This is a genomic window from Methylomonas sp. 2F7 (assembly GCF_057126975.1).
Genome location: NZ_CP195203.1, coordinates 3,772,344 through 3,788,864, shown reverse-complemented (window position 1 = coordinate 3,788,864; position 16,521 = coordinate 3,772,344). Strand labels below are relative to the sequence as shown.

Below are 16,521 nucleotides of genomic sequence, written 5' to 3'. Positions count from 1 at the left end.
ACTGATTAGAACCGGTTTGCGTTGAAATGGTGCGGTGGTTTTTGCACCAATTCCGCGCGGACTTGCACCATAAAAGCAACGTTCACGGATGCATACAGCATGATTACACCAACAATTTGGGCGGATTACAGCGCCGATAAGGCTTACGACGAGATGATAGCCGCAGGCGGCAAGCCACGCGATGCCTGCGCCAGTTTGAGTCAATACTTACAATCTTTGGGCATGGACGCCATTAAAGGCCGGCTGTCGGCGGCGGAAGCGGCCATCATGGAGATGGGCATCACCTTTACCGTCTACAGCGATGAGGGCAATATCGACCGGGCTTGGCCTTTCGACATCATTCCGCGCCTGATCGATTTTCAGGAATGGCAAATGGTGGAAACCGGCCTGAAACAGCGTCTGAAAGCCTTGAATTGCTTTATCAATGATGTCTATAACCAGCAGCAGATTATCAAGGACGGACTGGTCCCAGCAGAATTGATCAACAGTTCCAGCAATTTTCGCAAGGAATGTTTGGGCATGCAGCCCAAATTCGGCAGTTGGGCCAATATCTGCGGCAGTGACTTGGTGCGAGCCGGCGACGGCAAGCTGTATGTCTTGGAAGACAATCTGCGCGTACCGTCCGGCGTCTCGTACATGATCGAAAATCGGGTAATTACCAAGCGGATATTTCCGGAGTTGCTGGAAAATCTGAATATCATGCCGGTGGACGATTACCCGACCCAGTTGTTCGAAATGCTGGCCTCGTTGGCACCGGATGCCGACGACACGCCGCAAATCGCGGTACTGACCCCTGGCATTTACAACTCGGCCTATTTCGAACACGCGTTCCTGGCGCAGCAGATGGGTGCGGAACTGGTGGAAGGCGGCGATTTGTTGGTCAAGGACGACGATTGCGTCTATATGCGTACCATTAAAGGTCTGGAAAAAGTCGATGTGATTTATCGGCGCATCGACGATCTATTTCTGGACCCTGAGGTATTTCATAAAGATTCGGTATTGGGTGTGAAGGGCCTGATGCGGGCCTGGAAGGCCGGAAATGTGGCCCTGGCCAATGCGCCCGGTGCCGGCGTGGCCGACGACAAGGTGGTCTATGCCTATGTGCCGGAGATGATTCGCTACTATTTGAACGAAGAGCCGATTCTGCCCAACGTGCCTACGTATCTGTGCAGCGACCCGGAGCAGTGCGCCTATGTGCTGGCGCATTTGCCGGAATTGGTGGTCAAGCCGGCGAACGAATCCGGTGGCTATGGCATGTTGGTCGGACCGCATGCGACGCAAAAAGAAATCAAGCAGTTTCATAAACTGATTCAGGATAACCCGCGCAATTACATTGCCCAGCCGACCTTGGCCTTATCCACCTGCCCGACCTTATGCAACGACAAACTGGAGCCGCGGCACATCGATTTACGGCCTTTTATCCTGCAAGGTGGAAATAGTTTCGTTACTGCCGGCGGTCTGACGCGGGTGGCGCTGCGGGCCGGTTCGCTGGTGGTGAACTCCTCGCAAGGCGGCGGCAGTAAAGACACTTGGATTATCAATAGGGAGCAATAAGATGTTATCGCGATCCGCCGAACGCTTGTACTGGATGGCTCGTTACCTGGAGCGCACCGAAAACACCGCCCGCCTGATCAGCGCCACGATGCATCTGATCTACGACTTGCCTTACGGGGTGGAGTTGGGCTGGCGCAATTTGTTGAATATTTGCGGCGTGGAAGAGGCGTTTTACCAACGCTTTAAAAACCCCAGCGAGCAAAATACCACGCGGTTTTTGCTGGCCGACATGAGCAATCCGGGCTCTTTGCTGGCGTCCTTGTCGTTTGCCCGCGAGAATATTCGCACCAGCCGCGAGCTAATGCCCGATGAAGCCTGGCAGCAGGTCAACGAGATGTATCTTTACGCCAATAACAATCTGGATAGCCTGTCCAATCGCCGGGGTAGGGCCTTGTTTTTGCAGGAGATCATGGCCGGATGCCAACGCTTTACCGGCTTTATGGCCGGGTCTATGAGCCGCAGCGACAGCGCCCGCTTTATCTGTATCGGCCGGAATCTGGAACGCGCCGATATGACCAGCCGGATCATGGATTTTGGCACGGTGTTGTTAGCCGAAAATCGCAGCACCAAGATGCGCGAATACGAGACTATCTTGTGGATCAACGTCTTGAAGTCGCTGAGTGCGGTGTTGATGTATCGCAAGCACGTCCGCAATCGAATCAAAGGCGAGGACGTATTGAATTATCTGTTAAAAAACCCCGATTTTCCCAGGGCTGTGGTGCATTGTATCGAAGAGATAACCCACTGTATCAAGCGCTTGCCGAATGCTGTCGAACTATTCCCGCAGCTGGAGCAATTGGAACAGCAGGTACTGGCCATCGATATTAAGCAGACTACGCCCGAGCAATTGCATCAGGTGCTGGACGGCTTGCAAGCTAAGTTCGACGATTTACACAAGCAAATCGCGGCAATGTGGTTTTTGAATAATCTTGACGAGGCCGAATCGGAGAAAAATTGACACTATTGCCAACCGGAAGATTTTTACCAGCCATGCATCAGTAGTGCTGTGGGCCAGGATTGCTGAGCGGAAGTAAGCTGGATCGAAGGGGCGTTGCTTGGATTGCTACTGACCCAAACCCCAAGTTTGCTATATCATGGAAGCATCGTTTTCTAAAACTAAAGGGGGAGGATTATGGATAAGCTAAGGGCGCTGGGTCTGGGGCCGGTGGGGCAAGACGAGCAAGCTGTTAAGCAACAGTTGCATCTTTACATCAATCTGAAACTGGCTTCGTGCGGGCAGCCGACTTGTATCGATACCGAGTCGGCGCAGTTTATGGATACCGCCCAGGATTTGCTGAATAGCTATCTGGAAAAAAGCCGATTGTTGGCCAGTTCCTCCCTTTATCCCGCCGACAGACGGATTCAAGATTTCCTGGAGCGCTATTGCGCGGATCTTGGCTTGGCCAAAATCCCCAGCTTGCCGACGATGACCTTCGAGCTGGATAAGCACGGCGTGGCGCGCGAATTGTCCTTGCCCCTGGGCGAGGATGAATTTCGTTCCGAAATCGTGTCCAGCTTCCGAGTCAAGCAGGGCATTTTGCACAATCCGGCCAGTGACCGGCGTACCACACAAGGTTCGTTTCATGTTGCCGAAGGCGGCCTGCCGGTGCCTGGCGACAAAAAGCAAGTGCCCAAGCTGACTTTTGCGTTGATGTTGGGCGAGGCGCTGAATCCACCCGACGATTTGATGGTGCTGCCGTTTACCGCCCACCAACCCAAGCCGGCGCGGATGTTTGCGTCTTTGTTGATGCGGCCAGTCGTGTGTCCGGAAATCCCGGGCGTTGCTGCCGAAAAGTCTATGGAAATCCGGTTTTTTGCGCCGGGCAACCTGGTCAGCAATTTGGATTTTGTTGAGAGTATCTTCGGCAACGGCGGCAATCCGGCTTTGCCGGAATGCGATGCGGCCCTGGATGTGGAGCATTGGTCCGGCCACAGCGGCTGCGTGATTCTGGCGCCGCATTTAACTAAGCTCACCAAGAAGCAGCTCGGATTGCCGCATTGGGACGAAGCCAGCGAACGGCAACGCGCCGATGGCATGTGCTGGCAAGATCCCGAGGAACTGTATAACGACGGTCAGGCGTTTAAACTGACTGCGCGCGACCGTAGCGGTGTGATCGTCACTTTGCTGGCCGATAACTATTACGGTTATTGCAAGAAGGAAGTCAAAACCCAGATCAGCTATGCCGCCAATTTGTTCGGCTTGGCGGAAGAAGAGCATGCCGGCGGCGCATTGGCGTTTCGCCGCGTCAATCACGGCGATGAGTTTGGCATTGGCAGTTTGACCCGCGAACCGGGCTACGATTTCGATGAGATGACTTATCACTACGGCGCGATCATGGATGTGCAGCCGGAAGGCTATGCGGTAGATAGACATTTTCCGGACATTATCTACGTACCGCAGGATTTGCGGATGAGTCTGGCTACCCAGAAAATTACCTGGCTCCGTAACGGCCAAAGCCATAGCATTCGCTTGCAACCAGGCAAAATCTACGTGCAGCCCAACGGTTATAAAATCGAGATGTGTAAGCATCCCGGCGCGCCATCCTGGCGCTTGATCGGCACCGTCGCGGAAGGTACGTTTTGTCACAAGCCCTGCACAGTGTCCGGCGGCGGCAAATCGGAAATTTCCAAATCCATCGAGGATGCGGCGATCTACGGGCCGCTGTTTGTGGACGATTTGCAGCACGATCTGGATCGGGTGCAGGCGATTTTCGATAAAGATTATACCGGCCGCTTCTTGCCAGGCTTCGAGCGCGAAGACCGCGGCCCTAGCCGAACTGTGCTCAGTTCGGAGCGCAGCCTGGGTTCAGTAATCAAGTTATTGACGCCTTCTCCCAACCATACGCCGGAATTTAACGATTGGCTGCGGTCCATTCCGCCCAGTATTTTGGCTTTGGTGTTTTTGATCAAGCGCTTTTACCGGCCGGAATGGGGTAACAATTGGCGCGACAATCTGTCGGTGGACATTATCGACGGCGCGCCCGGTCACGAGTTGAAGCTGAACCAGCGCAAGATCGTCGCCACTTATTTACGGGTAGGTTTTGATCTGGACGGCGGCTGGCGAACCTTCAAGGTGCGGCAAGACTATATTGCTTGCGAGAAAGTACAGATGGAAGACGACATCAGTGCTTCGGTTGTCGTACCGAAGCAAGCCGTGCGAGCCTGTCTGCCGGACGATGGGTATGAAATGAGCTTGAAGTTGGTCAGCAACTGCGAATATCGACTGTTTCAACGCCCGGACGACGCGATTATTCCGGGTTACGACAAGCAGACCGAGCTGAACATGTCCGGGCCGGGTAATTTCATGGCCAATTTCGAGCCTTTGGATCACGAGCAGTTATCGGCGGTGGTCGAGGACGTGATGACTTTTTCCAAATTCACCGCGCCTATGCAAAAGCTATTAAGTGATGCTTACCAGGACGGTAAAGGCTATGTGGTGTGTTCCGCACATCCGCGTTTGGTGAACGGCAAACCGTCGAAAAATCCGCGCTATCTGGAAACTCGCGTGGACGTGGTGAAACCCTTACGGAAATACGTGGCGGAAATCGGTGCGCGTTTGCATCGCAAGATTCCGCTCAATCAACCGCTCTGCCATCCGGTGGACGCGGTATTGACCGGTCGCCGCAACAATCCGCCCGAACCGGGCATCCGCGCGCTGGCAGTGTACAATCCGATACATTATCAAGAATTGCCGGAACTGTTCATGGACTTTGTCTGTTCCTTGACCGGCAAATCGCCGTCTACTACCGGAGCCGGTAGTGAAGGTGCGCTGACTAAAGGGCCGTTCAATGCCTTGCGCGGCACGGTCGATTTGAACAATGCGCTGGTCTCGTTCATTTTGACCGGTTATCCGGGTTTTTCCAGCTCGGCCGGGTTTATCGGCCCGGATACCCGCGTCGATCACGACATCAGCTTGTTGATTCCGGAGATTTGGGCGCGGCTGTCGCGCGAAGAGCGCCACCCGGCATTTTTGTTGGAACATGGCTATCTGGAACCGTTAACCGATTTTGAACACAAGGGCCAAATCGTCTTGGCCAGCCGTTTGGGTTATCGCATCACCAGTCATTTCGTGCACGGCTTGATGGGTAAAATCTTCGATAATCCGTATGCGGTATTTACCGACGAGATCTTGCAGCCCGAGCGTCAGGATCTGGAGGTGTTTGTGGATGGTATCAATAATATCGTCGAAACCCAGCAGCGCGTGGCCCAGCAATATCTCGAAGATGGCAGCATAGAAGATGCCTGTCCGCCGCTGTATGCGCTGCTACATATCATGGCTGACGGTCATTATCAGGGCAAGGATGCGCATCATCCGGAGATACGGGCGATGTTTACCCGCGATTATTTGCTGGCCTCGGATTGGTATCGGGAACGCTTGCATATCAAGCAGCAACGCGATATTGCGTTATGGCAGAGACATGTCGATTATTTGGGCGGCTTCCTGCAAGAAAGCACTCACCAGACCTTGATTGGCGAATTGAAGCTGGTCGAGCGGCATCGGCAGGCGCAACAGAAGTTGGTGGAGCTGGCGTCGCCGGCTTATTTAGAATCCTTGGTCGGTACCTTGGGTGCGGATCCGCTGGGGCCGTATCGGGGCGGGGCGGATTAAATGCGACCGACCGCTGAAACGTCGGCGCGGTCATCCCGCTAGGCCTACCGCCATTATTCAGTCGAGTATGCGGTTAAACTCTTCGATAGGCAGCGGTCGGCGGAAAAAATGGCCTTGAGCCCGGTCGCAATTGTGTTGCTTGAGTAGGTCCCGTTGCTGTTCGGTTTCCACGCCCTTGGCTTCGACACGCAAGTTTAAGCTATGGGCCAGGCCTATCAGCGAACGGACGATGCAGGCGTCTTCGGGATTATTACAGATGTCGTTGACGAAGGCCGGGGCTATTATCAGGGTATCCACCGGAAAGCGTTTTAGTCTTCTTAGCGAAGACAGGCCGCTGCCGAAGTTGTTTACCGTCAGCCGGATGCCGCGTTGTTTCAAGCCTTGCATGTAGTGCTCGGCCTGTTCGGCGCGCTCCATCAATATGCTTTCGGAAATTTCGAATTCCAGCCGGGATGTCGGTAAGCCGGTTTCCGAGAGCACCCTATCGATCAGCGCCAATAAATCGGTTTGCTTGAATTGGCGATTGGCAAGATTGACCGCTAGTTTCAATTCGCTCCGGGCCTGTAAAGCCGGGCTCATATAGTCTCGGCAGGCGCTACGCAATACCCATTCGCCTATCTCGCCAATCAAGCCCATGTCTTCGGCGATCGGTACGAACTCTTCCGGCGCCACCGGGCCGATTTCCGGCAGCCAGCGCAGTAAGGCTTCGGCGCCGACAATTCGGTTGCTGTGCAAATCGATTTTAGCCTGGTAAACCAGGGAAAATTCGTTGCGTGCCAGACCGTGGCGTAACAGGTTTTCGATGGCTTGGCGCCGCAGCGACTGGGCGTTGGCGGTGGCGTTGTAAAACTCGAAGGTATTGCGGCTGCGCTGTTTGGCCAGATATAGCGCATCGTCGGCATGTTTGAGCAATTGCTGGCCGTCGCTGCCGTCGGTAGGATACACGCTGATGCCAAGACTGGTGCCGATGAACAATTGATGGTCGTCGATGAAAAACGCTTGGTTGATGGTATCGATTACCCGTCTGGCGATATCGCCGGCATCGGCCGGCGTCCGCAAATTCATGCCGATCAGCGCAAATTCGTCGCCGCCCAGTCTGGCGACGATTTCTTGCTCGCGCAAGCACTGCGTGATGCGTTTGCCGACCTCGATCAGCAATTTATCGCCGACTAGATGACCGAGGGTGTCGTTGATGTTTTTAAAATGGTCCAAGTCCAAATAAATTACCGCGAAGCGAGTCTTATAGCGTTTGGCCTGGCCGATGGCCTGATCCAGGCGCTCGTTGAATAGCGTGCGATTCGGCAGGTCGGTCAGCGGGTCGTAATAGGCCATGTGGCGGATGACTTCTTCCGAATTCTTACGATCGCTGATGTCGTGAATGATGGACACGAAATGGGTCACGTTATGGTGCTCGTCGAGCACCGGGGTAATCGATTCCAGGCACCAGAACAACTCGCCGTTTTTTTTGCGGTTTAAAAATTCGCCGTGCCAAGCCGAGCCGGCGCGTAAAGTCGTCCACAAATCTTTATAAGTCTTGGCGGAGGTCAGATCGGATTTGAGTAGATTGGTTTTTTGGCCCAGTACGTCCTGTTCGCAGTAGCCGGTTAATTTGTAAAAGGCCGGATTGCAATATTCGATGCGGGTCTTGGGGTCGGCGATCACCACGATGCTGGAGCTGAACTGCAAGGCCAGCGACAGCTTGCGCAATTCCTGCTCGGTTTTTTTATGGCTGTCGATTTCCTGGGCCAGCGCGCTATTGGCGGCCAGCAGCTGTTTCTGGCTGGGAATGGCCAACACCTTGGGAATCAAGGGCCAGATCAGGATGGCGGTGACGATGGAGCTGGCCGCGGTCGCGGCTTTGATGGCGCCGGACAGCCAGTAATCCGGTATCCAGATGTTCCAGATACTGAGCAGATGCGTGGTGCCGCACAGCAAGATAAACACGCCGAATTGCCAGTAAATCCAGCTGAACGGAATGTCTTTGCGTTTTTTTAGTACATATAACAACGCAAACGGGATGGAGTAATACGACAACACGATCAGCGCGTCGGACACTACATGCAACAACAATAAATCGCTCTGCCATAGGTAGCAATAGCCATGCGGCATGTAGCTGGTAATGTCGAGAGTATGATCTTGCATGCTTTCGATGACCGTGATGGAAGGCGGATGTCAAAAATTGGCTAGTCGGCGGCGAGCGAGCCTAGCTAGCTATTTATTCATACCTTCCTTAGCGTTATTGTATCGTGTGGCTGGCGGGGGAGCTTAACCCAAATCCCGCTAAATAAAAATAGCTAATGCCCGGATAGCGAGATGGCCGAGCTGGGGCCGCTGAAGTGGGGGGTATTAGCGCGCGAGGCTGTTCCTCGCCAGGCTTTCCATGGCCGGCTTTGGAAGAGTAACGGGATATTGAAACGATCCGTCCCTGGATGGTTTTCGGGGTTTAGCCCTTGCGTTTGGCTTTGGTTTTTCCTTTGCCTTTTGGAAATTCCTGGGCGATTAGCGAACGCGCTAGTTTACGCAGGCCGTTGGAAGAGACTTCCAGGCCTAACGGCGAGCCTATCGATTCCAATTCGTACATCAAGTCCGTCGCGGCAATCAGCGTCACATAGCGCAGGCTGCTATTGCCCGGCAACTGCGTTGACGCGTCACGTAGTAGCGGGGCGAGTACGTCCCAGGAACTGTTGAAGAACTTGCGCACCGGATCGTTTTCCGCGACATATTCCGCAGTCAGACCTTGTTCAAAGGCTACGCCGGCTTTTTGCAGTAAATCGCGCAAGCTTGCCCGGCCGGCCTCGGCGTTAGTGGCGATAGGGGCTTTCTCAATATTCTTTTCCAAAGACGCCTGCCAGCTTTGCCAGAGGCTACGCCATTGTTTCAATTCCGCTTCGTTCAATACCGGGGCCGCTTTTAAGCCGCCGGTATTTTGGTTGGTAGCGCTGTAGCCAACGTTGATTAAAATACCTTTCTCATCGGCTTTGACCTGATTGAAGCGCAGGCTGTTGATGGTGTCGTGCAACTCCTCGCTATCTTCGGCGGCGATGAAGGGAAGCAGCGTTTTAGTAATGTCCGGGCGGGATTGGTTTAAATCGATTTTCAGGGCGGCCAGCTTAGGTTCGGCGGCTTTTTTGATCAGCGATTGCAGTTGGGCGATATTTAATGGCTGGCCGTTGCGATCAAACGCATTCAGTTGGGTGACCGGGAAGCTCAGTACATTGCCGGAGGCATCCAAGGTCGGTTGTTGCAAGGTTTGCAAAATGCCGGACCATTCGATCAAAGTCATGCATTTGCCGCCCAGCGCGGTGCCGACTCGGGCTTGTACATTGTTCTGAATTTTGACCTGGCCTTGCTCGCCGCTGATTTGCGGATGGTCCAGATCCAGAAAACTGCATTGTTTGCCGTCTTTCCAGGCTCTTACCGATTCATTCGGGCCGTCGTAAAGCTCGCTAACCAGCACACTTTTGATTAAACCGTACTCCATTGGCACCGGAATATTGATTTCGCGGGCCATACCGGTCTGTGCAGTCAGCAGCAAGCCGGTGGTAAGTAACAGGGTACGCATTTTTGACATGATTTACTCCTTAACGTTGTCGGGCGCCGGTTGATTAAGCGCGGCCGTGCCGCGATAAGCGGATGAAATAGGGTAGCGGCGGTCACGGCCAAACGCTCTGGGCGTGATGCGGATACCGGGCGGCGATTGCCGGCGTTTATATTCGTTTCTATCCACCAGCGAAATAGCTCTGTGCACATCGGCAACCGCGAAGCCATGTGCTACGATCTCGGCGGCGGATTTGTCCTGTTCCACATACAAAGCAAGTATAGGATCCAACACAGAATAGGGCGGCAGGGAATCTTCGTCCTTTTGGTCCGGTGCCAATTCCGCCGACGGCGCACGGGTGATGACCCGTTGCGGAATGACTGGTGACAGAGTGTTGCGGTATTCGGCGAGTTGGTAGACCAGTAATTTCGATACGTCTTTCAACGGCGCAAAACCGCCGGCCATGTCGCCGTATAGCGTGGCATAACCCACGCTCATTTCACTCTTGTTGCCGGTGGTCAACAGTAGCTTGCCTTGTTTATTCGAAATGGCCATCAGCAATACGCCGCGGCAACGGGCCTGGATGTTTTCTTCGGTGGTGTCTTTTTGACTACCGGCAAACAGCGGGGCCAGCATGCCGTTGAACGCAGTCACCGCTGGTTCGATGGGCAGTATGTGATATTTGACGCCCAAGGCTTCGGCTTCCTGGATTGCGTCTCGGTTGCTCATGTCTTGCGTATAGCGCGATGGCATCAACACCGCTTCGACATGATCGGCGCCCAGTGCATCAACCGCCAACGCCAATACCAGCGCGGAGTCGATACCGCCGGACAAGCCGAGAATCGCGCCGTGAAAGCCGTTTTTGCGCACGTAGTCTTGAATGCCCAACACCAGCGCCTTGTATTCGCTGACCACGGGTTGATACAAGTCGGCGATGGTGGATATTTGCGGTTGTTGATCGACAAATTCGACGATACCGAGTTGCTCCGTAAATTCCGCCGCTCGAAATACTACGCTGCCGTTAGAATCAGCGACAAATGAGGCGCCGTCGAAAATTAACTCGTCCTGGCCACCGATTTGATTGACATAGACCAGAGGCACCTGCTCGGCTTTAATCTGCGAACAAATAATATCCTCGCGCTGCTGCATTTTGCCGGCATGAAACGGCGAAGCGTTCAGGGTCAGGATGATGTCAGCGCCGGCTGCGCGGTTTTGGGCAATGATGCCGGGCTGCCAGATGTCTTCGCAAATCGTCAACGCCAACTGGCTGTCTTTAACCGTAAACAGACAGGTTTGTGCGCCGGCGGTAAAGTAACGCTGTTCATCGAATACACCGTAGTTAGGCAGGGCTCGCTTATGGTACTCGGCAAGCATTCGGCCGTCACGTAAGGCTATTGCGGTATTGTAGAGGCTGTCGTCCCGCTGTTCGGGATAACCGATCACCACCGTTATGCCGGAGACCTTCTCGGCAATTTCGGCAACGGCTTGTTGCGCCTGGTGAATAAAATCCGGTCGAAACAGTAAGTCTTCAGGTGGATAACCGGTGACACATAGCTCCGGAAACACGACCAGATCGGCCTGCCGCTGTTTGGCTTGTTCAGCGGCGGCCAGAATCTTGCCGGTGTTGGTCTGAATATCGGCAACTGTTAAGTTCAGTTGGGCTAGCGCTATTTTTATCGACATTATGCTTTGGAAAAACAATCCCGCATCGCGACACCAATATCCGAAGGCGAGCTGACCATGCTGACGCCGGCTGCTTGCATCGCCGCAATTTTGCCAGCCGCTGTGCCTGCGCCGCCGGTGACAATTGCACCGGCATGGCCCATACGTTTGCCGGGCGGTGCGGTTTGGCCGGCGATGTAGCCGACCACCGGTTTGGTGACTTTTGCCTTGATAAATTCCGCAGCTTGTTCCTCGTCACTGCCGCCGATTTCACCGACCATGACAATGCCATGGGTGTCCGGGTCGTCTTGGAAACGGCTCAGTACATCGATGAAGTTCATGCCGTGGATCGGGTCACCGCCAATGCCGACGCAAGTGCTTTGTCCCAAACCTTCGCGGGTGGTTTGATGCACGGCTTCGTAGGTCAGGGTGCCGGAGCGGGAAACGATGCCGATTTTACCGGGCAGATGGATGTGGCCGGGCATGATGCCGATCTTGCATTGCCCTGGCGTAATCACGCCGGGGCAGTTGGGGCCGACCAGCAATGAGCTGGTGCCTTGCATTGCTGCTTTAACTTTTAGCATTTGCAGCACTGGGATGCCTTCGGTGATGCAGATGATGAGTTCGATGCCGGCATCGACCGCTTCCAGGATGGCGTCGGCGGCGAAAAACGGTGGCACGTAGATCATCGTTGCCGTGGCGCCGGTGGTTTTAACGGCTTGTTCGACGGTGTCGAATACCGGTAAATCCAGATGCTTGGAGCCGCCGCGTCCCGGCGTGATGCCACCAACAAGCTGCGTGCCGTAGGCAAGCGCTTGTTCGGAGTGAAAAGTACCTTGTTTGCCGGTGAAGCCTTGGCAAATGACTTTAGTGTGTTTGTCGATCAAAATGGACATTAGACAGCCTCCGCCAATTTAACCGCTTGTTCGGCGGCGCTGTTCAAATCTTCGGCCGCGTAAAGACCCAAGCCTGAGTCTTTCAACATAGCCAGCCCTTGCTCAACATTAGTACCTTCCAGCCGCACTACGACCGGTATGGTCAAATGCATTTCCTCGACCGCTGCCAGGATGCCGGCTGCGATCACATCGCATTTGACGATGCCGCCAAAAATATTGACCAGTACCGCTTTGGTGGTACCGTCGGACAGAATCAATTTAAAAGCGGCCTTAACTTTGTCTTTATTAGTGCCGCCGCCCACATCCAGGAAGTTGGCAGGTGCGCCGCCTTTGAGTTTGACCATATCCATCGTTGCCATTGCCAGTCCGGCGCCGTTGACCATGCAGCCAATATTGCCGTCCAGCGTGATGTAATTAAGATCGAATTGCTTGGCTTCCGCTTCCTTCGCATCTTCCTGCGAAGCATCGCGCATTGCGGCGATGTCAGGATGTAAGGGGATGGCGTTGTCGTCGAAATTGATCTTGCCGTCCAGCGCTACCAGTTTGCCGTCATCGGTTTGGATCAGTGGGTTGATTTCGATTTGGCTGGCATCCTTGGCTAAAAACAGTTGATACAGGCCGGACATGATAGTTTGCAGTTGGCTTTGCTGGTCCTTGCCCAGTCCTAGCGCTGCCGCAACTTGCCGACATTGATAGGGTTGCAGTCCGGCAGCGGGATGCACCGGCACGCGGACGATTTTCTCCGGCGTCTCTGCGGCCACCGCTTCGATGTCCATACCGCCGGCGGCGGAGGCGATAAAAATTAGCCGTTCGCTTTCCCGGTCCAGCAACAAACTCAAATAATATTCTTGGTTGATTGCCGAGGCTTCTTCTACCCAAACGCTATTGACCGGCAGGCCGGCGGCATCGGTTTGATGCGTGACCAAACGAGTGCCCAGCATCGCCGCGCTGAAATCCTTCACTTCATCCAGATTCCGGGCAACCTTCACCCCGCCGGCTTTACCTCTGGCGCCGGCATGGATTTGGGCTTTAACTACCCAGGCCGGACTGCTCAATGACTGCGCGGCTTGTTGCGCTTGTTCGGGCGTTGTTGCCACGGCGCCCTGCGGCGCTGGAATCGCAAACTCTTTGAAGAGTTGTTTCGCCTGATATTCGTGAATATTCATTTAGTGCTCCATGGATGGCTTAAATCGCGGCGTCTCAAGTTGGTGCTATGATTGAACTGACAAACATTCTAACTAACTCTGCATAAAAAACCCGGGCAATGCTTTCTTCATCAGTCGATACTATTTATCCCTGCCCTTTTTCCAAAGGGTACGGCATTCCCGTTCGGCAAGCGTGGTTGATGTTGAAGATTTTTGCCCTCTATCGATTCATCACCGCCAGCTTGTTTGTGATGCTGTTTTATTTGCGGTTTGGGCCGTCGTTATTGGGTTCCTACGACGCATCATTGTACCAGTTCACCAGTGTTGCCTATCTGGGGATTTCGCTGATTGCCGCGCCGGTCGCATTTCGACCGCGTTGGGCTTATGCCAGTCTGGCACAGTTATTTATTTTTACCGATATTGTCTTTATTACCTTGTTGATGCATGCCAGCGGTGGGATTGGCAGCGGCATTGGCATCTTGCTGGCAATCTCCATAGCGGCGGGTGGCTTATTGATTGGCGGGCGCTGCGCGATGTTGTTTGCAGCCTTGGCTAGTCTGGCGATTCTGGCTGAAGAAGTGTATGCGATAGAAACGCATGCTTTCGAAAATACCACCATGACCTATGCCGGCATGCTGGGGGTGTCGTTTTTTTCGATAGCATTTTTGTCGGTAATATTGGCGCAGCGCGCCGAACAATCGGCGGTTTTGGCCAGACGGCACGAGCAGACTATCGCCAGGCTGGAAAGTCTTAACCGCTATATCATCCAGCATTTGCAATCGGGCATCATGATCGTCGATGAGCGGCAGGTGACTCAGCTGTCCAATCAATCGGCGTTGCGGTTGTTGGGCTTGGTGTTGCACCCGGAGGAACTTGCCGAGGTGGCGCCTGAGCTGAGGAAGGCTTTCGAGTTGTGGCGCGCCAATCGGGACCAGGATTTTGCCATTATCCAATTAGCCAATCGCAACGAAGTGCAAGTGCGATTTTCCGAGTTGAGTATGGATGACGAAGCCCTGTATATGCTGATTTTCGAGGACATTGCTTTGTATAACCAACGCTTACAACAGAGCAAGCTGGCGTCTCTAGGCAGGTTGACCGCCAGTATTGCCCATGAAATTCGCAATCCGCTCAGTGCAATTAGTCATGCCGGGCAATTGCTATCCGAAGCGCCGGATCTGGATGTGCAGGAACTGCGGCTGACGGAAATCATTCAGCATCATTGTCAGCGCGTAAACAGCATCATCGAGGATATTCTCAAGTTGTCTCGGCGCAACCCGTCGCAGAAACAAAAAATCGCTTTGGATCAGTGGTTACCGGCCTACATTAACGACCAAAAATTGAATCTGGGTGAGCGGGCGGAGTGTTTTAAATTGGTTTTTAAGGCGCAAGGCTTGAATGCCTGTATCGATAGCGGTCACTTGAAGCAAATTCTCGACAATCTCTGCGCCAATGCGCTGCAATACGGTAGGCCTGAGCTAGGGCCTATCGTGCTTGAAGTCTCCCTGGTGCAGGATGCGCCGTGTATTAAAATTATCGATAATGGTGCCGGAATTGCCACTGAGCATCGGCAGCATTTGTTCGAACCGTTCTTTACCACCTCTCACCAAGGTACCGGCTTAGGTTTGTATATTTCCAGGGAATTGGCCGAACTGAATCAAGCGGAGTTAAGTTACGCTAGCAGTTCCGGAAAACCTTGTTTCACTTTGTTGCTGGCTAATGCCGATCACGCTGTTATTGAAATATGAATATGCCTGTCACACTGGTTGTCGACGACGAGCCCGACATCAGAGAATTACTCGAAATAACCCTAAACCGGATGCACATTCAAACCCGTTGCGCGGCCAATTTGGCCGAGGCCAAACAGTTGTTGGCGGGCGAAATGTTTGATTTGTGTCTCACCGATATGAGGCTGCCGGACGGCGACGGGCTGGATTTGGTCGATTACATCCAAACCATCGGTTTGCAATTGCCGGTAGCGGTAATTACTGCGCATGGCAGCATGGATATTGCGATTAAAGCCATGAAAAAGGGTGCCTTCGACTTCCTGTCCAAGCCGGTCGATCTGGCGGTATTGCGGCAGTTGGTCAGCCATGCGTTGCAAGCTTCGCTGACTCGGGTTTCCGACAAAGAGCGGCGCACCCGCGACATCTTGCTCGGCGAGTCGGCGCTGATGTGTGCCATTCGTTCGAAGATCGACAAGGTGGCTCGCAATCAGGCGCCGGTTTATATCAGCGGCGAGTCCGGTTCGGGGAAAGAGTTGGTGGCCAGATTGATACATCAGCAAAGCCCGCGCGGCGATAAGCCGTTTATTGCGATCAACTGCGGCGCGATTCCTCCCGAATTGATGGAAAGCGAATTCTTCGGCCATAAAAAAGGCAGTTTCACCGGCGCGGTAGCCGACAAGCAGGGATTGTTTCAAGCGGCCGATGGCGGCACCTTGTTTTTGGACGAAGTGGCCGATTTGCCTTTGCCCTTGCAAGTCAAATTGTTGCGGGCGATTCAGGAGAAAAAAGTCCGTCCGGTTGGCGAGCAGCGGGAAGTTGCAGTCGATGTGCGCTTATTGAGTGCAACTCACAAGGATTTGACCAAAATGGTCCAAGAAGGCAGTTTTAGGCAGGATTTGTACTACAGGATCAATGTCATCGAACTGAGTTTGCCGCCCTTGCGCGCCCGGCCTGCCGATATTCCTCAGCTTACCGAGCACTTATTGGCGGGGTTGGCTAATGCTAATGGTATGGATTTGCCCAGGCTCAGTGACTCAGCGCTAAACGCGTTAAAGCACTATTATTTCCCAGGAAATGTCCGGGAGCTGGAAAATATACTGGAGCGGGCGCTGGCCCTGCACGATGGCGGCGTGATCGAAGCCGACGATCTGAACCTGCCGTTGGGGATGGAGTTGGCGGCGGTCGAAGATTTTGATGCCGAGAAAATGTCGCTGGAAACTTATCTCGAAGATATTGAGAAAAAAGCCTTGAGCGCCGCGCTGGAGGAAAATCGTTGGAACAAAACCGCCACTGCTAAATACTTGGGCCTAAGTTTTCGTTCGCTACGGTATCGTTTGAAAAAGTTGGGTCTGGAATAACAAAAATCGATTGTAAGCGAGTAGTAGCCTACTAC

General features: G+C 53.7%; 10 protein-coding genes. 5 read left to right on the top strand and 5 right to left on the bottom strand.

The genetic code is table 11. From position 1 onward, the window contains the following. Positions 1 to 99 precede the first annotated feature (99 nt). The 3 genes from ACR64Q_RS17075 (at position 100) to ACR64Q_RS17065 (ending at position 6,163) form a co-directional block, all read left to right on the top strand. A complete protein-coding gene (locus ACR64Q_RS17075) occupies positions 100 to 1,554 on the top strand; it encodes a circularly permuted type 2 ATP-grasp protein (RefSeq protein WP_020484765.1) in 1,455 nt (484 codons plus the stop codon). A gap of 1 nt (position 1,555) precedes the next feature. Further along, entirely contained in the window at positions 1,556 to 2,512 is a 957-nt protein-coding gene (locus ACR64Q_RS17070; protein WP_313732505.1) for an alpha-E domain-containing protein, read from the top strand. A gap of 174 nt (positions 2,513 to 2,686) precedes the next feature. After that, a complete protein-coding gene (locus tag ACR64Q_RS17065) occupies positions 2,687 to 6,163 on the top strand; it encodes a PPi-type phosphoenolpyruvate carboxykinase family protein (RefSeq protein WP_313732504.1) in 3,477 nt (1,158 codons plus the stop codon). A gap of 57 nt (positions 6,164 to 6,220) precedes the next feature. Here ACR64Q_RS17065 and ACR64Q_RS17060 read toward each other — a convergent pair whose 3' ends face one another. The 5 genes from ACR64Q_RS17060 to sucC form a co-directional block, all read right to left on the bottom strand. After that, positions 6,221 to 8,305, bottom strand: coding sequence for a putative bifunctional diguanylate cyclase/phosphodiesterase (locus tag ACR64Q_RS17060; protein ID WP_313732503.1), 2,085 nt, complete (start codon positions 8,303 to 8,305; stop codon positions 6,221 to 6,223). Between the two features lie 301 nt (positions 8,306 to 8,606). Beyond that, positions 8,607 to 9,734 carry a hypothetical protein gene (locus ACR64Q_RS17055; protein WP_313732502.1) on the bottom strand — a complete coding sequence of 376 codons (1,128 nt, stop codon included), beginning with the start codon at positions 9,732 to 9,734 and terminating at the stop codon, positions 8,607 to 8,609. Positions 9,735 to 9,737: 3 nt separating this feature from the next. Continuing rightward, positions 9,738 to 11,384 carry an NAD+ synthase gene (locus tag ACR64Q_RS17050; protein WP_313732501.1) on the bottom strand — a complete coding sequence of 549 codons (1,647 nt, stop codon included), beginning with the start codon at positions 11,382 to 11,384 and terminating at the stop codon, positions 9,738 to 9,740. After that, positions 11,384 to 12,259 carry a succinate--CoA ligase subunit alpha gene (sucD, locus tag ACR64Q_RS17045; protein ID WP_313732500.1) on the bottom strand — a complete coding sequence of 292 codons (876 nt, stop codon included), beginning with the start codon at positions 12,257 to 12,259 and terminating at the stop codon, positions 11,384 to 11,386. The genes ACR64Q_RS17050 and sucD overlap by 1 nt, the downstream gene beginning before the upstream one ends. Then, the gene (gene sucC, locus ACR64Q_RS17040; protein WP_313732499.1) at positions 12,259 to 13,425 is read right to left on the bottom strand and encodes an ADP-forming succinate--CoA ligase subunit beta; all 1,167 of its coding nucleotides are present in this window, start codon (positions 13,423 to 13,425) and stop codon (positions 12,259 to 12,261) included. The genes sucD and sucC overlap by 1 nt, the downstream gene beginning before the upstream one ends. A gap of 98 nt (positions 13,426 to 13,523) precedes the next feature. On the opposite strand from sucC, the gene ACR64Q_RS17035 reads away from it, so the two are divergent. Both ACR64Q_RS17035 and ACR64Q_RS17030 read left to right on the top strand, forming a co-directional pair. Next, a complete protein-coding gene (locus tag ACR64Q_RS17035) occupies positions 13,524 to 15,149 on the top strand; it encodes a sensor histidine kinase (RefSeq protein ID WP_036275887.1) in 1,626 nt (541 codons plus the stop codon). After that, positions 15,146 to 16,486 (top strand): sigma-54-dependent transcriptional regulator, encoded by a 1,341-nt coding sequence (locus ACR64Q_RS17030; RefSeq protein ID WP_313732498.1) that lies wholly within the window; start codon positions 15,146 to 15,148, stop codon positions 16,484 to 16,486. The genes ACR64Q_RS17035 and ACR64Q_RS17030 overlap by 4 nt, the downstream gene beginning before the upstream one ends. The last annotated feature ends 35 nt before the right edge of the window (positions 16,487 to 16,521 follow it).